General features: G+C 69.8%; 25 protein-coding genes. 12 read left to right on the top strand and 13 right to left on the bottom strand.

The window, feature by feature from the left end:
* The first annotated feature begins 86 nt into the window (after window positions 1–86).
* Window positions 87–494: a phosphoribosyl-ATP diphosphatase gene (hisE, locus tag DEW08_RS13410; protein WP_109327867.1), complete on the top strand. Its 408-nt coding sequence runs from the start codon at window positions 87–89 to the stop codon at window positions 492–494.
* 10 nt (window positions 495–504) lie between these two features.
* Here the strand turns inward: hisE and DEW08_RS13405 are convergent, their stop codons facing one another.
* The 5 genes from DEW08_RS13405 to DEW08_RS13390 all read right to left on the bottom strand — a co-directional run bounded on the left by DEW08_RS13405 (window position 505) and on the right by DEW08_RS13390 (window position 3,797).
* Window positions 505–1,860 carry a sensor histidine kinase gene (locus DEW08_RS13405; RefSeq protein ID WP_245986222.1) on the bottom strand — a complete coding sequence of 452 codons (1,356 nt, stop codon included), beginning with the start codon at window positions 1,858–1,860 and terminating at the stop codon, window positions 505–507.
* Window positions 1,764–2,210 (bottom strand): hypothetical protein, encoded by a 447-nt coding sequence (locus tag DEW08_RS32335; protein ID WP_245986220.1) that lies wholly within the window; start codon window positions 2,208–2,210, stop codon window positions 1,764–1,766. Before DEW08_RS32335 ends, DEW08_RS13405 begins: the two co-directional genes overlap by 97 nt.
* A gap of 113 nt (window positions 2,211–2,323) precedes the next feature.
* A complete protein-coding gene (locus DEW08_RS13400) occupies window positions 2,324–2,929 on the bottom strand; it encodes a hypothetical protein (protein ID WP_109327865.1) in 606 nt (201 codons plus the stop codon).
* Window positions 2,926–3,585, bottom strand: a complete 660-nt coding sequence (locus tag DEW08_RS13395) for a hypothetical protein (protein ID WP_109327863.1) — start codon at window positions 3,583–3,585, stop codon at window positions 2,926–2,928. The genes DEW08_RS13400 and DEW08_RS13395 overlap by 4 nt, the downstream gene beginning before the upstream one ends.
* Window positions 3,585–3,797, bottom strand: coding sequence for a hypothetical protein (locus DEW08_RS13390; protein ID WP_109327861.1), 213 nt, complete (start codon window positions 3,795–3,797; stop codon window positions 3,585–3,587). The genes DEW08_RS13395 and DEW08_RS13390 overlap by 1 nt, the downstream gene beginning before the upstream one ends.
* Before the next feature lie 380 nt (window positions 3,798–4,177).
* Here DEW08_RS13390 and DEW08_RS13385 point away from each other — a divergent pair, with 380 nt between their 5' ends.
* From DEW08_RS13385 to DEW08_RS13370, 4 genes are all read left to right on the top strand, one after another.
* The gene (locus DEW08_RS13385) at window positions 4,178–5,854 is read left to right on the top strand and encodes a DUF3369 domain-containing protein (protein ID WP_245986218.1); all 1,677 of its coding nucleotides are present in this window, start codon (window positions 4,178–4,180) and stop codon (window positions 5,852–5,854) included.
* Window positions 5,855–5,945: 91 nt separating this feature from the next.
* Window positions 5,946–6,500, top strand: a complete 555-nt coding sequence (locus tag DEW08_RS13380; protein WP_109327856.1) for a SiaB family protein kinase — start codon at window positions 5,946–5,948, stop codon at window positions 6,498–6,500.
* A gap of 21 nt (window positions 6,501–6,521) precedes the next feature.
* Window positions 6,522–6,926 (top strand): DUF1987 domain-containing protein, encoded by a 405-nt coding sequence (locus DEW08_RS13375; RefSeq protein ID WP_342760734.1) that lies wholly within the window; start codon window positions 6,522–6,524, stop codon window positions 6,924–6,926.
* Window positions 6,923–7,957, top strand: coding sequence for a sensor histidine kinase (locus tag DEW08_RS13370; protein ID WP_109327854.1), 1,035 nt, complete (start codon window positions 6,923–6,925; stop codon window positions 7,955–7,957). Before DEW08_RS13375 ends, DEW08_RS13370 begins: the two co-directional genes overlap by 4 nt.
* On the opposite strand, the gene DEW08_RS13365 is transcribed toward DEW08_RS13370, so the two are convergent.
* The 4 genes from DEW08_RS13365 to ftsH all read right to left on the bottom strand — a co-directional run bounded on the left by DEW08_RS13365 (window position 7,954) and on the right by ftsH (window position 13,213).
* Window positions 7,954–8,688, bottom strand: coding sequence for a response regulator transcription factor (locus DEW08_RS13365; protein ID WP_109327852.1), 735 nt, complete (start codon window positions 8,686–8,688; stop codon window positions 7,954–7,956). The two genes, DEW08_RS13370 and DEW08_RS13365, sit on opposite strands and share 4 nt — an antisense overlap.
* A gap of 148 nt (window positions 8,689–8,836) precedes the next feature.
* Entirely contained in the window at window positions 8,837–10,471 is a 1,635-nt protein-coding gene (locus tag DEW08_RS13360) for a SpoIIE family protein phosphatase (RefSeq protein ID WP_109327850.1), read from the bottom strand.
* Complete coding sequence (locus tag DEW08_RS13355; protein ID WP_245986216.1) at window positions 10,468–11,193, bottom strand: substrate-binding periplasmic protein; 726 nt, start codon at window positions 11,191–11,193, stop codon at window positions 10,468–10,470. Before DEW08_RS13355 ends, DEW08_RS13360 begins: the two co-directional genes overlap by 4 nt.
* Window positions 11,194–11,434: 241 nt before the next feature.
* Complete coding sequence (ftsH, locus tag DEW08_RS13350) at window positions 11,435–13,213, bottom strand: ATP-dependent zinc metalloprotease FtsH (protein ID WP_109327846.1); 1,779 nt, start codon at window positions 13,211–13,213, stop codon at window positions 11,435–11,437.
* Window positions 13,214–13,722: 509 nt separating this feature from the next.
* Here ftsH and DEW08_RS32330 point away from each other — a divergent pair.
* The 4 genes from DEW08_RS32330 to DEW08_RS13340 all read left to right on the top strand — a co-directional run bounded on the left by DEW08_RS32330 (window position 13,723) and on the right by DEW08_RS13340 (window position 16,232).
* On the top strand, window positions 13,723–13,938 hold the full coding sequence (locus DEW08_RS32330) for a hypothetical protein (RefSeq protein WP_245986214.1): 216 nt from the start codon (window positions 13,723–13,725) through the stop codon (window positions 13,936–13,938).
* Window positions 13,938–14,831, top strand: coding sequence for an Hsp70 family protein (locus DEW08_RS13345; protein ID WP_245986212.1), 894 nt, complete (start codon window positions 13,938–13,940; stop codon window positions 14,829–14,831). The genes DEW08_RS32330 and DEW08_RS13345 overlap by 1 nt, the downstream gene beginning before the upstream one ends.
* 12 nt (window positions 14,832–14,843) lie before the next feature.
* Window positions 14,844–14,996: a hypothetical protein gene (locus DEW08_RS32325; protein WP_245986211.1), complete on the top strand. Its 153-nt coding sequence runs from the start codon at window positions 14,844–14,846 to the stop codon at window positions 14,994–14,996.
* A 126-nt stretch (window positions 14,997–15,122) separates the two neighbouring features.
* On the top strand, window positions 15,123–16,232 hold the full coding sequence (locus DEW08_RS13340) for a fatty acid desaturase (RefSeq protein WP_109327844.1): 1,110 nt from the start codon (window positions 15,123–15,125) through the stop codon (window positions 16,230–16,232).
* 92 nt (window positions 16,233–16,324) lie between these two features.
* Here DEW08_RS13340 and DEW08_RS13335 read toward each other — a convergent pair whose 3' ends face one another.
* The 4 genes from DEW08_RS13335 to cobA form a co-directional block, all read right to left on the bottom strand.
* On the bottom strand, window positions 16,325–16,825 hold the full coding sequence (locus DEW08_RS13335) for a DUF934 domain-containing protein (RefSeq protein WP_109327842.1): 501 nt from the start codon (window positions 16,823–16,825) through the stop codon (window positions 16,325–16,327).
* Window positions 16,812–18,500 (bottom strand): nitrite/sulfite reductase, encoded by a 1,689-nt coding sequence (locus tag DEW08_RS13330; RefSeq protein WP_109327840.1) that lies wholly within the window; start codon window positions 18,498–18,500, stop codon window positions 16,812–16,814. The genes DEW08_RS13335 and DEW08_RS13330 overlap by 14 nt, the downstream gene beginning before the upstream one ends.
* 79 nt (window positions 18,501–18,579) lie before the next feature.
* The gene (locus DEW08_RS13325) at window positions 18,580–18,891 is read right to left on the bottom strand and encodes a DUF2849 domain-containing protein (RefSeq protein ID WP_109327838.1); all 312 of its coding nucleotides are present in this window, start codon (window positions 18,889–18,891) and stop codon (window positions 18,580–18,582) included.
* Window positions 18,892–18,913: 22 nt separating this feature from the next.
* A complete protein-coding gene (gene cobA, locus DEW08_RS13320; protein WP_109327836.1) occupies window positions 18,914–19,753 on the bottom strand; it encodes a uroporphyrinogen-III C-methyltransferase in 840 nt (279 codons plus the stop codon).
* A gap of 410 nt (window positions 19,754–20,163) precedes the next feature.
* On the opposite strand from cobA, the gene DEW08_RS13315 reads away from it, so the two are divergent.
* The 3 genes from DEW08_RS13315 to cysC are packed head-to-tail and all read left to right on the top strand — an operon-like array spanning window position 20,164 to window position 23,559.
* Window positions 20,164–20,889: a phosphoadenylyl-sulfate reductase gene (locus DEW08_RS13315; protein WP_245986638.1), complete on the top strand. Its 726-nt coding sequence runs from the start codon at window positions 20,164–20,166 to the stop codon at window positions 20,887–20,889.
* A complete protein-coding gene (gene cysD, locus DEW08_RS13310) occupies window positions 20,886–21,683 on the top strand; it encodes a sulfate adenylyltransferase subunit CysD (RefSeq protein WP_109327832.1) in 798 nt (265 codons plus the stop codon). The genes DEW08_RS13315 and cysD overlap by 4 nt, the downstream gene beginning before the upstream one ends.
* A gap of 1 nt (window position 21,684) precedes the next feature.
* Window positions 21,685–23,559 carry an adenylyl-sulfate kinase gene (cysC, locus tag DEW08_RS13305; RefSeq protein ID WP_109327830.1) on the top strand — a complete coding sequence of 625 codons (1,875 nt, stop codon included), beginning with the start codon at window positions 21,685–21,687 and terminating at the stop codon, window positions 23,557–23,559.
* Window positions 23,560–23,674 lie beyond the last annotated feature (115 nt).

The raw sequence follows: 23,674 nt of genomic DNA, 5'->3' as shown, positions 1-23,674 counted from the left end.
TCGCCGTATTCTCCCGGCCGGGCTATTGTTGACTGTGGAAGGTCGCCTCGCCCGCAGACCCATCGGAAAGGACAGCGTCACGCTCCATGGTGCACTACCTCGGCCCGAACCCGCTCAGAACCTTGTATGACGCCGTCGAAGCGATGCGGCGGGAGCCGGCGGAGGCGCCCTCCCTGCCGCGCACGGCCAAGCTGCTCGCCCAGGGGCGCAGCCGGATGGCCCGCAAGGTCGGCGAGGAGGCGATCGAGGTGGCGATCGAGGCGATGCGCGGCGACCGCGAGGCGACGGTCCTGGAGGCCGCCGACCTGCTGTACAACCTGACCGTCCTGCTGGCCGACATGGGCATCACCCCGGACGAGGTGTGGGCGGAGCTCCGCCGGCGCGAACTGACCTATGGCGCGGCGGAGAAGCTGCCGAAGACGGATGGTCTTTCTCCGCCGCCGCCGGTCCAGGCCCCGCCGAACCCGGTGAAACGGCGCAAGCAGGACAAATAGCCGTTCCGGTTCAGGTGTCCGCCTCCGTCCTCGGGAAGGTCAGGTCGAACCGGGTGCCGCCGTCGCTGCTGAAGGCATGGTCGCCGCCGAGTTGCCGGGCAAAGGCGCGGATCAGGTCCATGCCCATGGATTTGCTCTTGGGTTGCCCGACTGGCAGGCCGATCCCGTCGTCGTGAATGGTCAGGCGGATGAGGTCGGCCTCGGCCCGGACGGTGATGCGGATCTCGCCCTCGCTCCGGTCGCGGAACCCGTGCTTGTAGGCGTTGGAGACCACCTCGTTCAGGATCAGCGAGAAGGGCACCGCCCGGTTCAGGTCCAGCACCACCGGGTCGGCATCGTGGCTGATGCGCACCGTCTGCTCCGGCCGGTCGTAGAAGCTCCGCAGGTTGCCGCACAGCGCCGTGACGAACTCGTCCAGCCGGATCTCGGAGACGCCGGTCGTGCGGTAGATCTGCTCGTGGATCAGCCCCATCGTGTGGATGCGGGCCAGCGCCTCGTCGAAATGCGGCTTCAGGGCGGGCAGCCTCTGGGACTGCAACTGCAGCAGGCTCAGGATCACCTGCAGGTTGTTCTTCACCCGGTGATGGATGTCGCGCAGCAGCACTTCCTTGTCGGCCAGCGCGCGGTCCAGATGGCGCGTGCGCTCGGCGATGCGCTGCTCCAGCTCGTCGTTGGCCTGGCGGAGCTGCTGCTGCGCCAGCGCCACCTCGCGCGACCGGCGCAGCGCGATGATGCCCATCACCAGCAGCAGGACGGCGACCGGCCCGGCGAAATAGGCATAGGGCGCGACGCGGCTGCGCCATTCGTCGGTCAGGGTCGCGGTATCGATGCCGTAGACGACGTAGACCGGCAGGTCCGGCACCTTGCGGCGGACCATCAGCCGCTCCACCCCGTCGAAGGCGGTCACGGTCCGGAAGATGCCGTCCGTTTCGGGGGCGGCGATCAGCTCCGGATGGCGGCCGATGTCGGCCACCACCGCGTCGCCCGCCGCTCCGCTCGCCGGTTCGCGGGCCAGGACGGAGCCGTCCTCGCGCAGCAGCAGGATCACGTCGCCCGGCCGGGCGAGCGCCGAGCGGTAGAAGGCCGAGAAGTAGGAGGGCAGGATCGACACCTGCGCCACCCCCTGGAAGCTGCCGTCCGGCCATTCCATCCGGTGGCTGACGGTGAAGAACACCTCGCTCTGGCGGATGCGGCCGAGCAGGCGCGGGCCGATGTGGATGTCCTTCCGGCCCTGGGCGTGGACGCGGAAATACTCGCGGTCGGCCACGTTCAGCGCACGGGCCGGCCATTCCTGGCTGGTGGCGCGGATGATGCCGGCCGCGTCGGTGATCCAGTAGGATTGCACCTCCGGCAGATCCTCCGCCATGTGGACCAGCCGCCGCTGCAGCAGGGGGAGCCGGCGATCCGCTCCCACCCCAGATCGTCGACCATCCATTCCACATGCTTCAGCGTCGCGGCATGGATGCCCAGCACCTTCGCGGCATGCTCCTCCAGCACGCGGGAGGTGCCGAGAAGCTGGTCGCGCAGTTCCGCCCGGACCTGGGCCTGATACTGCAGGGCCGCAAGCCCGAGCATCAGAAGCGTGACCGCCATCGCCGCGGCGAGGACGGTCAGCGTCATCGGCCAGACCCGCAGGGGACGGGCCCGGGCGCTGTCGGACAGGCCGGGACTTGCCAGGGTCCGCAGCTTCAACTCGCTGGTGCCGGCGTTCGGCATGATGCTCGCGGTGGAAGTAATGCGCGGTTTGGCATTGCGCGGGACAGCATAGTGCAGCGCGTACGGTCCGTCATCAGCCATTGCGCGTTCGGACCGCTCGACCGCCGGGAGCGTCAGCCCGCCGTCGCCGGCCGCCGCTGCCCGGCCCTGCCGGGGCCTGCCGGCAGGCCGGACAGGGCCGGATCGTCCTTGCCGGGCTGCTTGGCGCCGAAGAGATGGCAGGTGGTCGCCGTCCCGACCTCGAACCCGGCGTTGCGGGAATAGCGGTGGGCGACGCGGTCCATCGCCTCGCGCTGGTTGCCTGCAACCACCAGATAGGTCCGCGGCGCCTTCCAGCTCGTCTCCATCCGCGGCAGGGCCGGCGGGGCGTCGGCCGACCGCCCGACCTGCAGGGCCCAGATGGTGCCGGGTCGCGGGTCCTGGCGATCGAAGACGAAATAGCGCTCCACCGGGGCCGCCTTCGCCCGCTCCATCTTCTGCGAAAGCTGGTCCACCGCGACGCGCGCCTCGTCGAGCTGCTCGTCGAGCCCGGCGCAGCGCTCGCGCAGGATGTGCAGGGCGCGGCTGCGGTCGCCCACCTCGTGCTCCAGCGTGCGCAGCGTTCCCTCGTCGGTCTGCAGGCGCCGGTGGGCCAGGGCGGCGCGGCGCTGCCCGATGCGGTTGACGATCACGCTGGCGACCATCAGCAGCACGGCGCCGTAGAGCATCAGCGCGGTCATGCCGCCCTCGTCTCCACGGCGGTCCTCTCCAGCGTCGCCGGTGCCCTGGCCGCCGGCCCGGGCCCGCTGGAGGGTGAGGTGCCGCCGGGGGCACGGGCCGCCAGGGCGAGCGCCGCGGCGTCGACCACCATGTCGGCCTTGCGGACGTTCAGGGGCTGGACGCCCGACCGCTCGTTGAAGGCGCGCCGCGCGATGGTCATGGCGGCCTCCGCGGAGTCCGCCCAGACCAGCGCGATGTTGGTCCGCTCCCAGATCTCGCGGGCGAACACGATCCGGCGCTGGTCGATCCGCGCAAAGCCCGGCGCCGTCCGCAAATCCACCTGGTAGAGCGTGTTGAAGCCGTCCGGGTCGCCCAGCTCGTGCACCATCTCGACCTTGGAGGAGCGGATGGAGGCGATGGCGGCGGTCAGCCGGCTGCGCTCGGCCGTCAGGGAATCGAGGCCGGCCTGCTTGGTCTGCAGTTCGGTCTCGGCCGACGAGACGCGGCGCTTCAGGTCGAACAACTCGCGGTCGCGGGCCTGAAGGCGGCGCTTCAGCAGGGCGAGACGACCGGTCAGGGCGCTCAGGCGCGACGCCTCGAAGGCGACGGACAGGCCGAGCGCGCCGAGCGCCAGCACCAGCACGCCGACCGCGAAGACGTCCGCCGGGGCGGTCATCACAGCCCCTCTCGCGCGGGCCGAAGCCCTGCATCCAGCCGGTTCAACCCCTGGATGGCGGTTGCGTCGTCGGCGCGGGCGAAATGGATGTCCAACGCATCGAGCAGCCGCTCGCGCGCCATCACGTCCCGTTCGCCGCACAGCGCACGGGTCACGGTGTCGCGTGCGGCAACCAGGGCGCCGGGTGCGAGCTTGCGCGCCTTGTTGTCCATACCTGCCTTCGCTGGTCTCTGAACTGTCCTTCACCATTACCTAATGTTGCGTTGTAGAGACAGGGACGATTGGAAAGGAATGCCGCCAATAGGCGTCATCGCGCTGCAAATGACGGCCTTTTGTGACAAATTGAAACGAAGGCGGGGTGCGTCGCAGAACCGCCTTGGAGGATGCGGCGCCGAGTGTTTCCATCCGCCTATGGCAGAAGGGCCGGCAGGAATCGGGAACTGGTATGGGCGACCGCGACGACGAGCCGTTGTTTGACGACTCCGGGACCACGGCCGGAAACATGACCGGGCCTGCGGCCGGGCCGGGGGCCGGGGCCGACGGACATCCGGACGCGTCCCGGCGCGCACGCCCGGCGGGGGTGCCGTGGCCGGTGCTGGTCGTCGACGACGATCCCCAGGTCCACGCCATGACCGTGGTGCTGCTGCGCGACTTCGAGTTCGAGGGCCGTCCCTTCGAGGTGGTGAGCGCCCATTCCGCCGCCGAGGCGAAGGCCGTGCTCACCGAGCGGCCGGACCTGCCGGTCGCCCTGCTCGACGTGGTGATGGAGACCGAGGATGCCGGCCTCCAGCTCGTCCGCCACATCCGCGAGGATCTCGGCAACCGGCGGATCCGCATCGTGCTGCGCACCGGGCAGCCGGGACAGGCGCCGGAGCGCGACGTCGTCGTCTCCTACGACATTAACGATTACAAGTCGAAGAGCGACCTGACCGCGCAGCGGCTCTACACCTCGCTGGTCAGCGCGCTCAGGGCCTGGCGCGACATCGTGACGATCGAGCGGAACCGCCAGGGGCTGGAGCGGGTGCTGGCCGCCGCCTCCAGCCTGTTCGAGGCGCGCTCGATGCACAGCTTCGTCGAGCGGCTGGTGCAGCAGCTCGTCCAGGTGGTCGACCACGGCAACGCCACGGCGCTCGCCTTCCGCCGGGTGGAGCGGGGCGACGGGCGGGAGGAGACCACCGCGGTCGCCGCGACGGGCCGCGCCGGCCAGTCCGTCGGCTCCCCGGTGTGGCAGGTCCTTCCCGCCGCCCGCGCCGCGGCGGTGGAGCAGGCCTTCGTCACCCAGGCGGGCACCGGCATCGACGGCTGCTGCGTCCTGGTGGTGCGCACGCGCGAGCACGGCACCACCGTCCTCCTGCTGGAGCGGCAGGAGCCCTACACGGCCGACGAGAACCGCCTGCTGGAGCTGTTCTGCGACCGCGTCGCCATCGGCTTCGACAATGTCTGCCTCTATGAGGAGCTGGTGGGCCTCAACCGCTCGCTGGAGAAGCGGGTGGAGGAGCGCACGCTGGAGCTGGAGGAGAACCAGCGCGCCCTGGTGAAGGCCAAGGAGCGGGTGGAGCGGGCGCTCGAACGCGAGCTCGCCGCCCGCGACCAGCAGCGCCAGTTCCTCTCCATGGTCAGCCACGAGTTCCGCACGCCGCTCGCCATCATCGACAGCGCCGCCCAGCTCCTGGCCCTGCGGGCCGAGCAGATCGGGCCGGACATGCTGGAGCGGCTGTCGGTCATCCGCGGCAGCGTCCTGCGCCTGACCGGCCTGATCGACGCCCACCTGACCAGCGAGCGGCTGCAGAGCCGCACCCTGATGCTGGAGCCGGTCGACCTCGACCTGCAGACCCTGATCCGCAGCGCCGTCCAGCCCTTCCGCATCGCCTATCCCGGCCGCGACTTCGTGGTCGAGCCCGGCGACGCGCCCCGGCGCATCACCGCCGACGGGCACCTGATGGGGCTGGTGCTCAGCAACCTGCTGAACAACGCGATCAAATATTCCGATCCCGGCACCCCCATCACCATAAGGACCGCCCGCGACGGCGGCATGGTGGTGCTGGAGGTGCAGGACTGGGGCCGCGGCATCCCCGAGCCGGAGATCCCGCGCCTGTTCGAACGCTTCTACCGCGGCTCCTCCGCCGCCGGGGTGTCGGGATCCGGCATCGGGCTGCACACGGTGCAGCAGATCGTGCAGATGCACGGCGGTTCGGTGGATGCCGAGAGCGAGGTCGGGGAGGGCAGCAGCTTCCGCGTCGTCCTGCCGCTGGAGGCCCCCTCGCGATGACCGCCCTTCCCGGCACGTCCGCCCTTCCCAGCCGGTGCGGCGACAGGGCCGCGCCGTCCCGCAATCCAACAGCCCGGGTGCGTAAGGTGCCATGACGCTCGCCCAGCAATTCGCCGGGATCAAACGCGATCTCGACCAGCAAGGGATCATCTTTTCCTTCAGCGGCTACCTGTCCGAGGGGATCCTCTATTCCCTGGGCGAGGCGCTGCGCGAGAAGATGACGCTGGAGGAGGCGGACGGCCCCACCGTCCGCCGCGTCTTCTCCGTCTTCGTCGAGCAGATGCAGAACATCATCCGCTACTCGGCGGAGAAGGTGACCGGCGCCGCCGGCCGGCCGGTCGAGCTCAGCGCCGGCATGGTCACCATCGGCATGGAGGCGGGGAAGGTCTTCATCGTCTGCGGCAACGCCGTGCGCGACGGCGACGTGGCGCGGCTGAAGGAGCGGCTGGACCATCTGCGCAGCCTCGACCGCGACGGCATCAAGACCTACTACCGCGAGCAGCTTCGCGAGGCGCCGGACGACGACAGCCGCGGCGCCACCATCGGGCTGATCGAGATCGCGCGCCGCGCCAGCGAGCCGATCGAATACGACTTCACCCCCCTGGCCGACGAACGCAGCTTCTTCTGTCTCAAGGCCCGGATCTGACAAGGTGGCGGAAGATTGGAAATGACGATGCCTTCCCTGAAGATCGCCGCCACCGGGCGCACACCGGAGGTCGACTTCGACTTCCCCAACGGCGTCTTACGACTCGCCGGCGAATCCTATCCCGACGACGTCGCCACCTTCTTCGGGCCGCTGCTGACCGCCCTGCGCAGCTTCCTGGCGGAGAGCCCGGCCACCCCGCTGCGCTTCGACATGGAACTCCTCTACTTCAACAGCTCCAGCGCCAAGGCCCTGATGAACATCCTCCAGATGCTGGAGACGGCGGCGCGCGGCGGCCGGCCGGTCACCGTCGCCTGGTGCTACGAGGAGGACGACGAGTCGATGCGGGAACTGGGAGAGGACTTCGCCGAGGACCTCGACAGCGTGAGCTTCCTTCTGAAGGAGGTGCCCGTCAGCGGGGTGCGATGAGCTTCAACCTGTTTGCAGCGGAGGATCAGGCGATCGAGCAGGCGCAGGGGCTGGGCAAGCGGCTGGCGGAGGCTGCGCCCGACCTGGTGCCGGAGTTCGACTCGCTGCTCGACAGCTTCCGCCGCAGCATCCGCGAACAGCGCCGCCTCGTCCGCGTCAGCGACCGGCTGCAGGCCCAGATCGCCAGCGCCAACCAGGAGCTGGAGCGCCGCCGACAGGAGGCGGAGACGGCGCTGACCCGCCTGCGCGACGCGCAGGAGGCCATCGTCCAGGCGGAGAAGCTGGCCTCGCTCGGCGCGCTGGTCGCCGGCGTCGCGCACGAGATCAACACGCCCGTGGGCATTGCCGTGTCCTGCGCCTCGCACCTCGCCGACCAGACGGTGGCGCTGCGCCGCCGCAGCGAGGAGGGGCAGATCAGCCGCGGCGACTTCGACCGCTACCTGACGACCGCCACCGACACGACCGACCTAATCCTCGCCAACTGCCAGCGGGCGGCGCAGCTCATCACCGCCTTCAAGCAGGTGGCGGTGGACCGGGCGAGCGCGGAGCGGCGGACGGTGCGCCTCGGCGCCTACATCAGCGAGGTGCTGACCAGCCTGCAGCCGAAGCTGCGCCCGGCCGGCCACACCGTCACGGTCGCCTGCCCGCCGGATCTCGTGGTGGACAGCTTCCCCGGCGCGCTGTCGCAGCTTCTGACCAACCTTGTCATGAACGCGCTGACCCATGCCTATCCGGACGGGCGGCCGGGCACCCTGACGGTGACGGTGACGGTCGGCCAGCCGGACGAGGAGACGGTGCGGCTGGTCGTCGCCGACGACGGCTGCGGCATCCCGGCCGAACATCACGCCGCGATCTTCGAGCCCTTCTTCACCACGCGCCGCGGCAGCGGCGGCAGCGGGCTCGGCCTGCACATCGTGCACAATCTGGTCGCCGGGGTGCTGAAGGGCACGATCACCGTCGCCAGCGTCCCCGGCGCCGGCACCGCCTTCACCATCGACTTCCCGCGCCGCACCCCGGACGAGGCGGCCTAAAGCACGCGGATCGGCGCCGAGAAGACGTAGCCCACGCCATGCACCGACTTCAGCGGCGCGGGGCTGCCGATCAGCCCTTCGATCTTGTGGCGCAGGCGGCCGACCACCGTGTCGATGGACCGGTCCTCCGGGTTCCAGCGCCGATTGTAGAGCGCCTGCGAGATCTGCTCGCGCGTCGCCGGCTGCCGGGCCTGGCTCGCCAGCAGGCTCGCCAGCTTCATCTCCATGCTGGTCAGGCCGATCCGCACGCCGGCCGGGCTGGTCAGCGACCATTCGGTGGGATCGAGCAGCCAGCGCGGCTCGTCGGACTCGCCGGGAGCCGCCTCGGCAACGGTGGCGGCGACGGCCGGCCGGGTGCCGCGGTCGCTCAGGCGTCGCAGCAGCGACTTCACCTGCGCTTCCAGCTCGCGCATCTCCACCGGCTTCACGAAATAGGCGTCGGCGCCGATCTCCAGCCCGACGACGCGGTCCACCGTCGAGCCGCGGGCGGTGACCATGATGATCCCGATCCCATGGCTGTCGCGCAGCCGCGCGGCGATCTTGAAGCCATCCTCGCCAGGCAGGTTGACGTCGAGGACCACCACCGCCACCGCGTGGGTCGTCAGGATCTGGTCCAGCTCCGTCCCGCTGCGGGCGCCGACGGCTTCGAATCCGCAGCCGGACAGGTAATCGACCATGTCCGAACGCAGGGAATCCTCGTCCTCGACGACGACGATGGATGGTGCTGTCATCGGACCCGTGCCTTTTTCCCTCGTTGCGCGAGACGATACCCCGGAATACGCCATAGCGGAACCGGCATTCCCAGGGCAAGCGATGCCGTAAACCTTGTGGTCTGTAAAGACGTTGCGGTCGGACGGCCCGGTCTTCGCGGAATTCTCCTCATGCCGCGCACTCCGCGGTACTTACCGCCGCGGCATTGCCGGCCGCGGTGCTTCCGGTCCCGGCATTGCGCTCCGCCTCCGCCAGCCGGACGCGGAAGCCCAGCAGCGTGATGTCGTCGCGCTGCGCCCGGTCGGCCTGGAACTGCGCCAGCAGCTCCTCGACCGCCTCCTTCTGGCGGTCCAGCGATTCGCCCGCCGTTCGCGCGATGACCTCGCGCAGGCGCCGCTTGCCCAGGCTGCGACCCAGCCGGCCGCCGTTCTGGTCGGCCAGCCCGTCGGTGCCGAGATAGAAGGTCTGGCCCGGCCGCAGTCTGACCGCGTGGTTGGTGAAGCGGGCCGGCGCGGCGCCGGCCTCCTGGCGGTAGCCCAGGCTGTGGCGGTCGCCGCGGATCTCCGTCGCCCCCTCCGGCCCGACGACCAGCAGCGGCAGGCGCGCCCCGGCGAAGACCAGCCGCCGCCCGTCCGGTCGCACATGGCAGAGCGCCAGATCCAGGCCGTTGTCGAAGCTCTCCGTCAGCGAGCGTGCCGCACCGCCCTGGTGCAGGGTGGCGCGCACCGTCGCGTCCACCGCCGCCAGCACCGCCGCGGGGTCGTCGGCCCCCATCTGGTCCAGGACGTTGTTCAGGATGGCGCTCGCCGTCATCGTCATGAAGGCGCCGGGCACGCCATGGCCGGTGCAGTCGGCCACCCCGACGACGAATCCGTCGCCGACCGGGCGGCAGACGTAGAAATCGCCGCTCACCACGTCGCGCGGGCGCCACAGCACGAAATGCTCGGCCAGCCCCTCCGACAGCGTGTCCGGGGCGGGCAGGATGGAGGATTGGATCAACTGGGCGTAGTTGATGCTGTCCATGATGGCGCGGTTGGTCTGGGCCAGCGCCTCGGTCCGCTCCCGCACCCGGTCCTCCAGGGTCCGCGTGTGATCCTGCACCGTCTCGGCCATGCGGTTGAAGCTCTCGGCCAGCACGCCGATCTCGTCGGTCCGGTCGATGTCGATGCGCGAGCCGTACTCGCCACGCGTCATCGCGCGGGAAAGCTGGGTCAGCCGGATCAGCGGACGCAGAAGCGCCCGGTTCAGCCACAGCGCCAGCACCGCCACGGCCGTCAGCAGCGACAGCAGCAGCAGGCCCCACACCGGAACCAGCGCGTTCCAGGTGGCCTCGGCGACCTCTCCGGTGGAATAGACCAGCCGCAGCAGCCCGATCCGCTCCTCGCGCCCGTCATGGCCGCGGCGGAGGATCGGCCGTTCGATCGTCACCGTCTCCGGCGCCCGTCCGATGGGGGGCAGGGCGCTTTCCGCCAGCGGCGCGCTGCGGCTCGATTCGAAGACGGCGATGGAGCGGATGGCGGTGTCGCGGGCGATCAGCGCCTCGATCATCGACTGGGCGGTGCGGTCGTCCAGTTCCCACACCGGACCGCTCAGCGCGTCCGCCTGGGTGGCGGCCACGAGGCCGGCGCGATGCAGCAGATCCTGGTGGCGCTGCCGCCCGACGATCTCGGCCGACAGCATGACGGCGGCAAGGCCGACCGCGACGGTGGTCGCCAGGAACACGGCGCCGACCCGGGTCAGCAGCGACCGGCCGCGCCGCACGCCGGCGGCGGGACGGACGCTCTCGGCGTCCGCTCCGTTCATGGCACCACCCCGTACCGTTGCCACAGCGCGGCGAGCCGCCCGTCGGCCTCCAGCCGGTCGAGCATGCCGTTCACCCAGGCGACGTCGACCGGCGCGCCGCGGCGGACCAGCACCGTATGCTCGTAGACCTGGTCCGGCCGCTCCGACACCAGCAGCTTGCCGGCCAGATCCGGGTTGTCGTGCAGGAAGCGGGTCAGGAAGGACCGGGTGACGATGGCAAGCGTCGCCCGCCCGGCGGCGACGCTGCGCACATTGCCCTCATGCGTGACCGTGACGCGGGTGTTGTAGCGCGATTCGAGCAGTTTCGGATCCGCCTCGAATCCGGCGAAGGCATAATGGTAGCCGAGCCGGCCGAGGATCGACTTGCCCTCCAGCCGGTCGAAGACCGACTGGTCCACGCCCGGTCCGGCCTTGGCGACGAACACCTCGGCGTCGCGGAAGAATACCCGGCTCGCCTCCACCGGCCGGTCCTGCCAGCCCCAGGCGATGCTCTCGAACGCCATCATGTCGAACCGGCCCTGCGTCAGGTCGTCATAGCGCCGCTGCGGCGAGGTGACGACCAGTTCGAACCGGTAGTCCGACTGCACGGCGTTCAGCAGGGAGAGCAGGCCGGGGGTCAGCCCCTCGCGATTCTCGGACAGGTAGGGGGGGAATTCATAGGCGCCGACGCGGACGAGCGTGGCAGCCGAAGCGGGAAGGGGAAGCGGAAGGCATGTCGCCAAGGAGAAGAAAAGGGCAAGCAGGCCCCGTCGACTCGTTCTGTTCGGCGTTCCGGCCATACTCTTCATTTCCCGCTGTCCGAACCTTACCTGCTGAGCTTACCCCTGTATGCGCAATTGAGCAATCTTTGTGGCGTATCGTAGTAATTTGGGTTTTCTGACAATGGATTATGCTGACGGTATAGTAATACCAGCAGGCCTATGACCGGCCGGCGGCCGGAAAGCCGGCCGGAAGGGGGCCGCCTCAGGCGGCCTCCGTCGCGCGTTCCGGATGGGCGAGCAGGCCGATCTCGTCGCCGGTCAGCGTCTCCTGCTCCAGCAGCGCCCGGGCGATGCGGTCGAGCGCCGCGCGGTTGCCGGACAGCAGTTGGCGCGCGCGCTCCATCCCCTCGTCGGTGATGCGGCGGATCTCCTCGTCGATGTGCCAGGCGGTGCGTTCGGAGCGCAGCGGGCCGGATTCGCCGCCGGCATGGGCGACGAAGCCGATGGTGTCGCTCATGCCCCAGGCGGTGACCATGCGGCGGGCGAGGTCGGTGGCGGCGCGGAAGTCGGCCTCCGCCCCGGTCGTCACGGCATCCTGCCCGAACACCAGCTCCTCGGCGGCGCGGCCGGCCATGGCGACGGCGATGTCGGCCATCAGCTTGGCGCGGGAGACGGAGACGCGGTCGCCCTCCGGCAGCCGGACCACCATGCCCAGCGCCCGGCCGCGCGGGATGATCGTCGCCTTGTGGATCGGGTCGGCCTCCGGGCAGAGCAGCGAGACCAGCGCGTGGCCGGCCTCGTGGCAGGCGGTCAGCCGCCGCTCGTGGTCGGACAGGGCAAGGCTGCGCCGCTCCGTCCCCATCAGCACGCGGTCCTTGGCCGATTCGAAGTCGGCCGAGGTGACGGTGACGCGGCCGTTGCGCGCCGCCGACAGCGCCGCCTCGTTGGTCAGGTTGGCGAGCTCGGCACCGGAAAAGCCCGGCGTGCCGCGCGCCACCGTGCGGATGCAGACATCCGGCGCCAGCTTCAGCCGTCCGGCATGGACCTCCAGGATCGCCTCGCGCCCCGACACGTCGGGCAGGGCGACATGGATGTGCCGGTCGAAGCGGCCGGGGCGGGTCACCGCCGGGTCCAGCATCTCGGCCCGGTTGGTCGCGGCGATCACCACCACGTCGCCGCCCTCGACGATGCCGTCCATCTCGACCAGGAGCTGGTTCAGCGTCTGCTCGCGCTCGGAGTGGGAGTTGGATTCCCCGCGCTTGCCGGCCAGCGCGTCGATCTCGTCGATGAACAGCAGGCAGGGCGCGTTGGCGCGGGCGGTGCGGAACAGGCTGCGCACGCGGGCCGCCCCCAGCCCGACGAACATCTCGACGAAGTCGGAGCCGGAGGCGGCGAAGAACGGCACGCCGGCTTCGCCCGCGGCGGCCTTCGCCAGCATGGTCTTGCCGGTGCCGGGCGGGCCAACCAGCAGGATGCCCTTCGGCACCCGCGCGCCGGCCATGGCGAAGCGGCGCGGGTCGCGCAGGAACTCCACCGTCTCGCGCAGCTCGTCCTTCGCCTCGTCCACCCCGGCGACATCGGCGAAGACCGTGCCGGTATCCTGCGGCCGGATGCGGGTCGCCCGCCCGCCGCCGAGGAAGGGGGCGCCGCTGACCGCCAGCCCCGCGACCAGCAGGCCGAGGATCAGGAAGGGAGCCAGCTTCTCCAGCACCCCGACCGTCTGGTCGAGCAGCCCGCCGGGCGAGTCCTCGAAGGTGATGGCGACCTTGCGGGCGCGCAGTTCCTTCAGCACCTCGTCGGTGACGGGCATCAGCGCGCGCAGCCGCTTGCCATCGGCCGTCGTGGCATGGGCGGCTCCGCCGGAGAAGGTGATCGACGCCACCTCGCCCTGGGTGGCCTTGTCCAGCAGCACGCTGTAGGTCGCCTGCTCCTCGGCCTGCCGGGCGTCATAGTCCCACCATGCCGCGAAGGCGATCCAAGCGGTAAGAAGGCCGGCGACCACGGCGGCGGCGGCGACAAGACGTTTGGGAATCTGCGGCATGGCGGCCTATGCGGAAAGGAGAAAGCGACCACCGCCAAAATGGGGGAGGCGGGTCCGCCGCAGCAATCATTTTCGCCACGGACCCATTCTTTGACACCGCGCGCCGGCGCGGCCCCGGCGGCCAAGTCACGGGACAAGCTGGGGCGTTGCCGTTATTATCGCGTTCTTGAATTGTTTCAATCGACGCCCTATCCTGGCGTCCGCCAAGGGGCCGGACGTGCCCGGACTCCCGGAATTGTGCAGCCGACGCACAACGGCCGCAGGCGAATGAACCGGCGCAAACCCTTGCTATGGAACCATAATATGGCGGGCAGCCCCGTTGTGCGGGAAACGGTGTCTGCACAATCCGCCCGGTTGCGCCCGTCCCGCCGCGGCGCGGCGGTGGGGCGGGCCGGAGCCGGACGGCCGTGCCGGGAGGAAGGGTGCCATGCGCCCTCCGCTCCGTGCTTGATCGCCCGCGCCGGTGTCTGTATAGCGTCGCGCCTTTGCGCTGGGGTGAGGGCTTCGCCATGACGGTCTGCGGTCTCGATTTCGGAACCTCGAACACGACTCTCGGAGTGCGGGGAGCTGTGGCGGGGCCGGATGCCGATGCCTTCCGCCTGCTGCCTCTGGACGGCGCCCGCAGCACGGTGCCGAGTGCGGTCTTCTTCGATTTCGAGGCCGATGCCGTGACCATCGGGCAGGCGGCCATCGACGCCTACGCCGGCGGGTGGAGGGGCGGCTGATGCGCTCCATCAAGTCGATGCTCGGCACCGACCTGATCGACGCGGACACCGCGCTGCGCCGTGGCCGCATCAGCTTCCGCGCGGTGATCGCCACCTTCCTGGAGCAGGTGAAGGCGCGGGCGGAAGCGGCGCTCGACGGGCCGCTGAGCGACGTGGTGGTCGGCCGCCCGGTCCATTTCGTGGACGGCGACCCGGCCGGCGACCATGCGGCGGAGGAAACGCTGCGCGGGATCGCCCGCTCGGTCGGCTTCCGCGACGTGTCCTTCCAGTACGAGCCGATCGCGGCGGCCCTCGACTACGAGCAGCAGGTGGGCGGGGAGGAGCTGGCGCTGATCGCCGACATCGGCGGCGGCACCTCGGACTTCTCCATCGTCCGCATCGGGCCGGAGCGGCGCGGCAAGCCGGACCGGACCGAGGACATCCTGGCCAACGACGGCATCCGGGTCGGGGGCACCGACTTCGACCGCGACCTCAGCCTCGCCACCGTCATGCCGATGCTGGGCCATGGCAGCGCGCTGAAGCGGGCCGGGCTGGTGGCGCCCAAGACGATCTTCCTCGATCTCGCCACCTGGTCGAAGATCAACTTCCTCTACACCGCCAAGGCGATGGGCGAGCTTGAACGGCTGCTGCGGGATTCGGCCGAGCCGGAGAAGATCGAGCGGCTGATCGGCGTGGTGGAGCATCGCCGCGGCCATGCCCTGGCGATGGAGGTGGAGCGGACCAAGATCGCGCTGTCGGGCGAGCCGCAGACCGGGCTGGCGCTGGACTGGGGCGACGGCAGCCTCGACCTCGCCGTCGACGGGCCGACGCTGGACCAGGCGACGCGGGCGCTCGCCGCCCGCATCGGCGGCCGGGTGCGCGCCTGCCTCGCCGAGGCCGGCGTCGAGCCGTAGGACATCGACGCGGTGTTCCTGACCGGCGGATCGACCCTGCTCCCGCAGGTCCGCGGCGCCATCCTGACCGAGGTTCCGCAGGCGCGGGTGGTCGAGGGGAACATCTTCGGCTCGGTCGGACTAGGCCTGACCGTCGAGGCGACGCGCCGCTACGGCACCGCCTGACCGGAAGGACAGGTCGCGAATTGTTCCAGGCGGCCATTTTCCGGAAGCTTTGGCGACCGCACTAGGCTAGATTGGATAGTACCTAGTGCCCTCGAGGCAGCACAGAGCCGCGGAACCTTCGTCGCAATGACCGTCGCCCTTCGCGCCCACGACCAGTCCGGCGCCAATCTCGCTCGAACCGACGCCACCCCCGACACCTCCACGCCGCCCGTCAGCCCCGCGCCGGTGGACCGCAAGGCCAGGGCCCGCTTCTGGGCGGAGCGGCTGGCGGAGTACAAGACGCCGGTCACCAGCCGCAGCCTCGGCCAGCTTGCCCTGACCCTGCTGGTGCTGGCCGGGCTGGTGGCGCTGATGGCGTTCGCGATGCATCAGGTCGGCTACTGGCTGACCCTTCTGCTGGCCGTGCCCGCCGGCTTCTTCCTGGTGCGGGTCTTCATCCTGCAGCATGACTGCGGCCACGGCTCCTTCTTCAAGGAAGGCTGGGCGAACGACTGGGTCGGGCGCCTGCTGGGCGTCCTGACCGTCACGCCCTACGAGGTGTGGCGCCGCGACCATGCCGTCCACCACGCCACCTCCGGCAACCTGGACAAGCGCGGCTTCGGCGACATCGACACGCTGACGGTTCGGGAGTATCTGGCGCTCGGCCGCTGGCAGCGCCTGCGCTACCGGCTCTACCGCCATCCGCTGGTGCTGTTCGGCGTCGGGCCGGGCTTCCTCTTCCTCTGCAAGTTCCGCGTCCCGCTGGCCGGCCAGGTCCGCGACCTGCGGGCCTGGATAAGCTGCCTGTCCACCAACGCCATGATCGGCGCCGGCCTCGCCCTCTTCATGGCGCTGTTCGGCATCGGGGCGGTGCTGAAGATCTGGCTGCCGGTCGTGCTGTTCGGCGCCACCGTCGGCATCTGGATGTTCTACGTCCAGCACCAGTTCGAGGGCGTCTACTGGCGCCGCCAGGGCGACTGGGACTTCCACGAGGCGGCGATCGAGGGCTGCAGCTTCTACGACCTGCCGCGCTGGCTGCACTGGATCACCGGCTACATCGGCTACCACCACGTCCATCATCTGGCGTCCCGCGTGCCGAACTACCGGCTGCGCGACTGCCATCTGGCGGTGCCGGAACTGCGGAACGCCCCCCGCCTGACGCTGTGGGACAGCCTGAAGACCGTCCGCCTCGCCCTCTTCGACGAGGACAGCCGCCGCATGATCGGCTTCAGCGACCTGCGGGCCCGCATGGCCTGACGGGACCGCCCCCGGCAGGGACGTCGGACGGAAAAGAAGAAGCCCCTCTTCCTTGCGGCAGAGGGGCTTTTCGTTGGCCGGGATGAAGCGGATCAGCCGGCGCCGAGCCGGCGGCGCAGCAGCGACAGGGGCTGCGTCTCGTCCAGGCTGGGCTGGAAGGCGATGGAGATCTCGCTCAGCGCGTTGGCCCAGCTCTCCGGGTTGGTCCCCTCCGGCGCCTCGGCGGAGGTGAAGCCGGTGCGGATCAGGAAGCGGTACTGGTCGGGGATGACATGGCCGACCGCACGGATCTCGCCGGTGTAGCCGTAGCGCTCCCGCAGTTCCCGTGCGGTGGAGAAGCCGCGGCCGTCGCGGAACTTCGGGAACTCGATCGCCACCAGGGCGAAGCGGTCGAGGTCCTCGGCGATGGCGCCGGCCAGCGTGCCGCTCTTCAGGCGGATACCGAGCGGCGCGTTGCGGCCGTCGAAGCTCGCCCGCTCGGCCTGCCAGCGCTCGAAGCTGATGATGACCGGCCGGTCGGTGGCGACCGGCTGGTCGTCGGCGGAGGAGATCCAGGCGTCCTCCGCGACGCGGCCGTCCTTAAGCAGCGGCATAGACGCTCTCCTTGAAGGGGGTGTGCCCGATGCGCTTCAGCGTGTCGAGGAAGCGCTCGCCCTCGGTGCGGCGGGCAAGATAGGTGTTCACGATGGCCTCGATGGCGTCGACCGTCTCCGCCTCGGTCAGCGACGGGCCGAGGATGTCGCCGATGGCCGTCGTCAGGGTCGGGTCGCCGCCCACCGTGATCTGGTAGAATTCGGTGCCCTTCTTGTCGACGCCCAGGATGCCGATGTGGCCGACATGGTGGTGGCCGCAGGCGTTGATGCAGCCGCTGATCTTGATCCCCATCTCGCCGATGGCGCGCTGACGCTCCGGGTCGGCGAAGCGGGCGGAGATCGCCTGGGCCAGCGGGATCGACCGGGCGTTGGCGAGCGCGCAATAGTCCAGGCCGGGGCAGGCGATGATGTCGCCGATCAGCCCGGCGTTCGCGGTGCCGAGCCCGGCCGTCTCCAGCGCCTGCCACAGGTCGAACAGGTCGTCCTGCTTCACATGGGCCAGCACGAGGTTCTGGGCGTGCGAGACGCGCAGCTCCCCGAAGCTGTAGCGGTCGGCGAGGCCGGCGACCAGCTCCATCTGCTCCGACGTCGCGTCGCCGGGGATGCCGCCGGCCGGCTTCAGGGAGATGGTGGCGATGGCGTAGCCCGGCGCCCGGTGCTCGGCCACGTTGACCTCGACCCAGCGGGCAAAGGCCGGGTTGGCCGCCCTGGCGCGCTCCAGCGCCTCCGACGCCGGGGGCAGCTCCTCGAAGGGCGGCGGGGCGAAGTGCCGGCGGATCTCGGCGACGATCTCCGGGGCGAGGCGGTATTTGGGGCCGCGCAGCCGGGCGAATTCCTCCTCCACCTCGCGGGTGAAGCGCTCCAGGCCCAGCTCGTGGACCAGGATCTTGATGCGGGCCTTGTAGATGTTGTCGCGCCGGCCGTACTGGTTGTAGACGCGCAGGATGGCCTCGAGATAGGCGACGAAGTCCTCCTCGGCGACCCACTCGCGCACCGGCTTCGCCACGAAGGGCGACCGGCCGAGGCCGCCGCCGACATAGAAGGCGAAGCCGGTCTCGCCCGCCTCGTTGCGCTTCGCCAGCACGCCGACATCGTGGATGCGCACGGCGGCCCGATCATGGTCGGCGCCGGAGATGGCGATCTTGAACTTTCGGGGCAGGTAGGTGAATTCGGGGTGCAGGGTCGTCCACTGCCGCAGGATCTCGGCATAGACGCGGCCGTCCACCACCTCGTCCCGGGCGGCACCGACGAACTGGTCGGTCGTCACGTTGCGCACGCAGTTGCCGCTGGTCTGCAGGGCGTGCATGTCCACCTCGGCCAGCTCCGCCAGGATATCCGGCGTGTCCTCCAGCCGGATCCAGTTGAACTGGAGGTTCTGGCGGGTGGTGAAGTGGCCGTAGCCCTTGTCGTAGCGACGCCCGATCTCCGCCAGCTTGCGGAGCTGGCGCGAGGTCAGCACGCCGTACGGAACGGCGATGCGCAGCATGTAGGCGTGGAGCTGCAGGTAGAGGCCGTTCATCAGCCGCAGCGGCTTGAACTCCTCCTCCGTGAGCTCGCCGGACAGGCGGCGGGCGACCTGCTTGCGGAACTGCTCCACCCGCTCGCCGACGAACTGGCGGTCGATGGAGTCATAGCGGTAGATGCCGGCGTGCGCGCCGGGGGCGATGTGGTTCATGTCGGGACTTCCAGCGCCACGGGTGGTCATTCGGATCGGTCTTCGCGAGAAGCGGCTTCGCGGGGGCGGTTCGGGCGGATCAGGCCGCTGCCTGCTTGCCGAGGTCGGTGCGGACGGTCGGGCCGAGCGCGCGGATGCGCTCCCGCATCTTGACCGGCAGGCGGCCGTCGGCGCCGACCGCAACGTCGAAGGCATAGATGTCGACGCCGAACTGCTCTCGCTCCGCCTTGGCCTTGGCGGCGGCCAGCGCCGGCTCGGCGGCAGCCTCGTCGAACAGGGCCGCCTCGTCGAGCGCTTCGACCCACCGGCCGTCGGGGCCGAGGAAGACGACGGTGCCGTCGCGCAGCCGGTTCGCGGTGATGGCCTTCAGGGTTTCGTCCTGCTTCGGCATGTCTGGTCTCCCGATTCTGAGGTCACGCCGAAGCGGCGTGCCGCGGGGCCATGGACGCCCCGCGCGGATGAAGGTGGGATTGCTGGAATTGCGTGATCCAGCCACGCAGCCGGACCACCTCGCCGATCGCCACGATCGCCGGGCGTCTTGGCTGTAGCCGCACGGCGTCGCGGCCGCAATGGGCAAGGTTCGTCTCGATCACGCTCTGCGCCTGGGTGGTGGCGCTGGAGACGATGGCGACCGGCGTCATCGGCGGCTTGCCCGCGGCGACCAGCCGTTGCGCGATCTCCTCCAGCGTGCCGAGCGCCATGTAGAATACCAGCGCCCCCGGCAGCTTCGCCAGGACATCGAAGTCCAGCGTTTCCGGCAGCGCGCCGGAGCGATCGTGGCCGGTCACGAAGGTGGCGGTGGTGGCGAGGCCGCGGTGCGTCACCGGTATGCCGGCATAGGCGAGCCCGCCGATCCCGGCCGTCACGCCGGGCACGACGCGGAAGGGCAGGCCTGCCTCGGCCAGCGCCAGGCACTCTTCGCCGCCGCGGCCGAAGACGAAGGGATCGCCGCCCTTGAGGCGCAGGACGCGCAGGTTCCGCCCGGCCAGCTCGACAAGGCGGGCGTTGATCGCCTCCTGCGTCGGGGAGGGACGGCCGGCCCGCTTGCCGAGATCCTCAAGGACCGCAGCCGGGCCGGCAAGGTCGAGGATCGCCGGATCCACCAGCGCATCATGGACGATGACGTCGGCCTCGGCGAGCGCCTTGGCCGCCAGCAGGGTGAGCAGGCCGGGATCGCCGGGGCCGGCGCCGACCAGCCAGACGGTACCGGGCTCGAAGGCCGGCAGGAAGGACAGGGCAGGGACGGCAGTCATGATAACCACGCCTCCGCAGGGATGAGGCCGCGCGGGACGGCACGCGCAGGCAATTCCCCATTGGGATTCGGTGAAAAGGGCGCCGGATCGGCCCCATCGTCGGGTCGCTGCACGCACCGCCGCATCGCCGGCGGGCTATCTCCGGCGCATGCCATGCGGTCGTGTGCGGGATCGAGGGGGCCGGGGGTCACGGCTGTCTCTCTGCCGTCAGGTGACGGAATTCCAATGGTTTCATGGCGCGGGCGGAGATCATGGAGGTAGTTATACGCGGGCGTCGGACGTAATCAACACATTTCACAAGGTTACCTAACTCTATTAAACAAGTAGAGAATGTATTTCTGTTGCGGCGCTTTCATGGCGATGTTACTGTGCAAATCGAAACAATAACTCTACTAGAAAAGTAGATAATGATGCCGGAAGCTGCTCAGACACTCCGCGTCCCCGGCCGCGCCGAAGATCTTGCCGGCCTCTATGGCGGGATCGAAGGGGCGGAACTGCTCGGGCTCCTCAGCCGGGAGGTCTTCCCTGGCCGCATCGCGCTCGTCTCCTCCTTCGGAACGGAATCCGCCGTGCTGCTGGCGATGGCGGCAGAGGCCGATCCCGCGTTTCCCGTGATCTTCGTCAACACAGGCAAGCTGTTCGGCGAGACCCTGCGCTACCGCGACCAGCTCGTGAAGCGGCTGGGGCTGACGGATGTGCGCGAGGTCGGGCCGAGCGCGGCGGAACTGGCGGCCGGCGATCCGGACGGCATGCTCTTCAACCGGGACTATGACGCCTGCTGCCAACTGCGCAAGACGGTCCCGCTGCAGCGCGCCCTGGCCGGCCTGGACGCCTGGGTGACGGGGCGCAAGCGCTTCCAGTCCGCCACCCGCGCCGCGCTGCCACTGTTCGAGCAGGACGGCGACCGCATCAAGGTCAATCCGCTGGCCGACTGGGACAAGGAGCGGCTGGAGGAGGAATTCACCCGGCGCGACCTTCCGCGTCATCCCCTGGAGGCCGACGGGTTTCTATCCATCGGCTGCTACACCTGTACCGAGCGCGTGGCGCCCGGCGCAGACCCGCGGTCCGGCCGGTGGGCCGGGTCCGCCAAAACCGAATGCGGCATACACATGAACTGGACTGGAACCGCAAGATGAGCGCCGATCTCGACCAGCTTGAGAATCAGAGCATCTATATCCTCCGCGAGGCCTACAACCGCATCGACAAGCTGGCCTTGCTGTGGTCGATCGGGAAGGACAGCAACGCGCTGCTCTGGCTCTGCCGCAAGGCGTTCTTCGGGCGGATTCCGTTCCCCGTGGTGCAGCTCGACACCGGGATGGAGCTGCCGGAGGTCTACGAGTTCCGCGACCGCATCGCCCGGGAATGGGACCTCGACCTGATCGTGGCGCAGTGCCCGCCCGAGGAGGAGATGGACCAGACCCTGCCGCCGCTGACCCGCGCCGCCGCGCGCAAGACGGAGGGGCTGAAGACCCTGCTGCGCGACAATGCCTATCAGGGGATCATGGTCGGCATCCGCCGCGACGAGCAGGCGACCCGCGCCAAGGAGCGCGTCTTCTCGCCGCGCTCCCTGGACGGCGACTGGGACGTGAAGGACCAGCCGGCCGAGTTCTGGGACCATTACAAGACCCGTTTCCCGGAAGGCGTCCACGTCCGCATCCATCCGCTGCTGGCCTGGACCGAGCTGGACATCTGGCGCTATTCCAAGCGGGAGGAGATCCCCATCGTTCCGCTGTACTTCGCGCGGGACGGCAAGCGCTACCGCTCGCTCGGCGAGAAGAACATCACCTTCCCGGTCGACTCCACCGCCGGGACCATCGACGAGATCATCGCAGAACTGGTCGTCACCCGTATTCCGGAGCGCGCCGGCCGCGCCATGGACAACGAGGCCGAGGACAGTTTCGAACGCCTGCGCAGCTCGGGGTACATGTAAGATGCCGCACTCCCAACTCCGCATCGTCATCGTCGGCCATGTCGACCATGGCAAGTCCACGCTGATCGGCCGCCTGCTGAACGACACCGGCAGCCTGCCGGACGGCAAGGTCGAACAGGTCCGGGAGATGAGCCGCAAGCGCGGCATGCCCTTCGAGTGGGCCTTCGTCATGGACGCCCTGCAGGCCGAGCGCGACCAGGGTATCACCATCGACACCACCCAGATCCACTTCAAGACGGCGCAGCGCCCCTACGTCATCATCGACGCGCCGGGCCATGCCGAGTTCCTGAAGAACATGGTGACGGGCGCCAGCCAGGCCGATGCCGCGCTGCTGGTGATCGATGCCGGCGAGGGCGCGCTGGAGCAGTCGCGCCGCCATGCCTTCCTGCTGCATCTGCTGGGCGTCCGCCAGGTCGCGGTGGTCGTCAACAAGATGGACCGCGTCGATTTCGACGAGGCCCGCTACGAGGCCGTCGCCAAGGAGATCCGCGACTATCTCGGCGAGCTCGGCCTCTACCCGAAGGCGGTGATCCCGATCTCCGCGCGCGGCGGCGAGAACATCGTCACGCGCACCGACAAGGCGCGCTGGTACCTCGGCCCGACGGTGATCGAGCAGCTCGACGCCTTCCGGCCGCAGCAGACCTCGCCCGACCAGCCGCTGCGCTTCCCGCTGCAGGACGTCTACAAGCCCGACGACCGGCGCATCCTGGTCGGCCGGATCGAGAGCGGCCGCCTGCGCGTCGGCGACGTGCTGCGCTTCGCCCCAACCGGAGCGGATGCCAGGGTCGTCGGCATCGAGGCGTGGAACCACCCGCAGCCGGTCCTTTCCGCCCATGCCGGACAGAGCATCGGCATCACGCTCGACAAGCGCATCTTCGCCGAGCGCGGGCACATCGCCCACCATCTGGACGCGGCCCCGCGGATCGCCCACCGCATGGCGGTCCGCCTGTTCTGGCTGGTGTCGGAGCCGCTGGTGGTCGGCAAGACCTACACGCTGAAGATCGCCACGGCCGAGCACCGCGTCACGGTGGAGCAGGTTACCGCTGTCATCGACGTGGAGGATCTGACCAGCACCCCGGGCAAGGCCGTCCACCGCAACGAGGTGGCCGAGGTCGTCCTGCGCTCGCGCACGCCGATCGCCGTGGATCTGGCGGCCGACCTGCCGCGCACCGGCCGCGGCGTGCTGATCGACGGCAACGACGTGGTCGGCGGTTTCCTCGTCGTGCAGATCGAGGAGACGGCCACCGCCAACATCACCGAGGTCAGCCATGCCGTGTCGGTCGAGGAACGGGCGCAGGCCAACGGCCACCGCGGCGGCATCCTGTGGCTGACCGGCCTGTCCGGCGCCGGCAAGTCGACGCTCGCCATGGCGCTGGAGCGCGCGCTGTTCGAGCGCGGCTGGCAGACCTTCGTGCTGGACGGCGACAATGTCCGCAACGGGCTGAACGCCGGCCTCGGCTTCTCGCCCGAGGACCGGGCGGAGAACATCCGCCGCGTCGCCGAGACGGCCAAGCTGTTCGCCGATGCCGGCATGGTGGTGATCGCGTCGCTGATCTCGCCGCTGCGGGCCGACCGGGCACGGGCGCGGGCCATCGGCGGCCAGCGCTTCCACGAGATCCATGTGGACGCCGACCTCGCCACCTGCGAGGAGCGCGATCCCAAGGGGCTCTACAGGCGCGCCCGTGCCGGCGAGATCGCAGAGTTCACCGGGATTTCCGCCCCTTACGAGGCGCCGGAAGCTCCGGAGCTGGTGATCGATACCGGCAGGCTCGACCGCAGCGAGGCGCTGGCCCGGCTGCTCGACTATGTCGACGAAGCGCTGGGCAAGGCGACGCTGCCGGGCGAGGCCGACCGCAGCAGCAGTTGGGTGATCTGAACAGGCGCCGGGATCAGGGGAGGGGCGGCGGGTTGCCGACCCGCCCCGGTACGGCCGTGCCCTCATACCGCACTGTCACAATGTAGAATTCTGTAATACCCACCTCCATCAGTGA

The organism is Azospirillum thermophilum (genome assembly GCF_003130795.1).
GTDB classification, from domain to species: Bacteria; Pseudomonadota; Alphaproteobacteria; order Azospirillales; family Azospirillaceae; genus Azospirillum; species Azospirillum thermophilum.
This window is presented reverse-complemented; position numbering and strand designations above follow the sequence as displayed.

Coding starts and splice junctions, on each gene's coding strand:
- hisE (WP_109327867.1), top strand. CDS start 87: ATGGTGCACTACCTCGGCCCGAACCCGCTCAGAACCTTGTATGACGCC.
- DEW08_RS13405 (WP_245986222.1), bottom strand. CDS start 1,860: ATGGCGGAGGATCTGCCGGAGGTGCAATCCTACTGGATCACCGACGCG.
- DEW08_RS32335 (WP_245986220.1), bottom strand. CDS start 2,210: ATGCCGAACGCCGGCACCAGCGAGTTGAAGCTGCGGACCCTGGCAAGT.
- DEW08_RS13400 (WP_109327865.1), bottom strand. CDS start 2,929: ATGACCGCGCTGATGCTCTACGGCGCCGTGCTGCTGATGGTCGCCAGC.
- DEW08_RS13395 (WP_109327863.1), bottom strand. CDS start 3,585: ATGACCGCCCCGGCGGACGTCTTCGCGGTCGGCGTGCTGGTGCTGGCG.
- DEW08_RS13390 (WP_109327861.1), bottom strand. CDS start 3,797: ATGGACAACAAGGCGCGCAAGCTCGCACCCGGCGCCCTGGTTGCCGCA.
- DEW08_RS13380 (WP_109327856.1), top strand. CDS start 5,946: ATGACGCTCGCCCAGCAATTCGCCGGGATCAAACGCGATCTCGACCAG.
- DEW08_RS13375 (WP_342760734.1), top strand. CDS start 6,522: ATGACGATGCCTTCCCTGAAGATCGCCGCCACCGGGCGCACACCGGAG.
- DEW08_RS13370 (WP_109327854.1), top strand. CDS start 6,923: ATGAGCTTCAACCTGTTTGCAGCGGAGGATCAGGCGATCGAGCAGGCG.
- DEW08_RS13365 (WP_109327852.1), bottom strand. CDS start 8,688: ATGACAGCACCATCCATCGTCGTCGTCGAGGACGAGGATTCCCTGCGT.
- DEW08_RS13360 (WP_109327850.1), bottom strand. CDS start 10,471: ATGAACGGAGCGGACGCCGAGAGCGTCCGTCCCGCCGCCGGCGTGCGG.
- ftsH (WP_109327846.1), bottom strand. CDS start 13,213: ATGCCGCAGATTCCCAAACGTCTTGTCGCCGCCGCCGCCGTGGTCGCC.
- DEW08_RS32330 (WP_245986214.1), top strand. CDS start 13,723: ATGACGGTCTGCGGTCTCGATTTCGGAACCTCGAACACGACTCTCGGA.
- DEW08_RS13345 (WP_245986212.1), top strand. CDS start 13,938: ATGCGCTCCATCAAGTCGATGCTCGGCACCGACCTGATCGACGCGGAC.
- DEW08_RS13340 (WP_109327844.1), top strand. CDS start 15,123: ATGACCGTCGCCCTTCGCGCCCACGACCAGTCCGGCGCCAATCTCGCT.
- DEW08_RS13335 (WP_109327842.1), bottom strand. CDS start 16,825: ATGCCGCTGCTTAAGGACGGCCGCGTCGCGGAGGACGCCTGGATCTCC.
- DEW08_RS13330 (WP_109327840.1), bottom strand. CDS start 18,500: ATGAACCACATCGCCCCCGGCGCGCACGCCGGCATCTACCGCTATGAC.
- DEW08_RS13325 (WP_109327838.1), bottom strand. CDS start 18,891: ATGCCGAAGCAGGACGAAACCCTGAAGGCCATCACCGCGAACCGGCTG.
- cobA (WP_109327836.1), bottom strand. CDS start 19,753: ATGACTGCCGTCCCTGCCCTGTCCTTCCTGCCGGCCTTCGAGCCCGGT.
- DEW08_RS13315 (WP_245986638.1), top strand. CDS start 20,164: ATGCCGGAAGCTGCTCAGACACTCCGCGTCCCCGGCCGCGCCGAAGAT.
- cysD (WP_109327832.1), top strand. CDS start 20,886: ATGAGCGCCGATCTCGACCAGCTTGAGAATCAGAGCATCTATATCCTC.
- cysC (WP_109327830.1), top strand. CDS start 21,685: ATGCCGCACTCCCAACTCCGCATCGTCATCGTCGGCCATGTCGACCAT.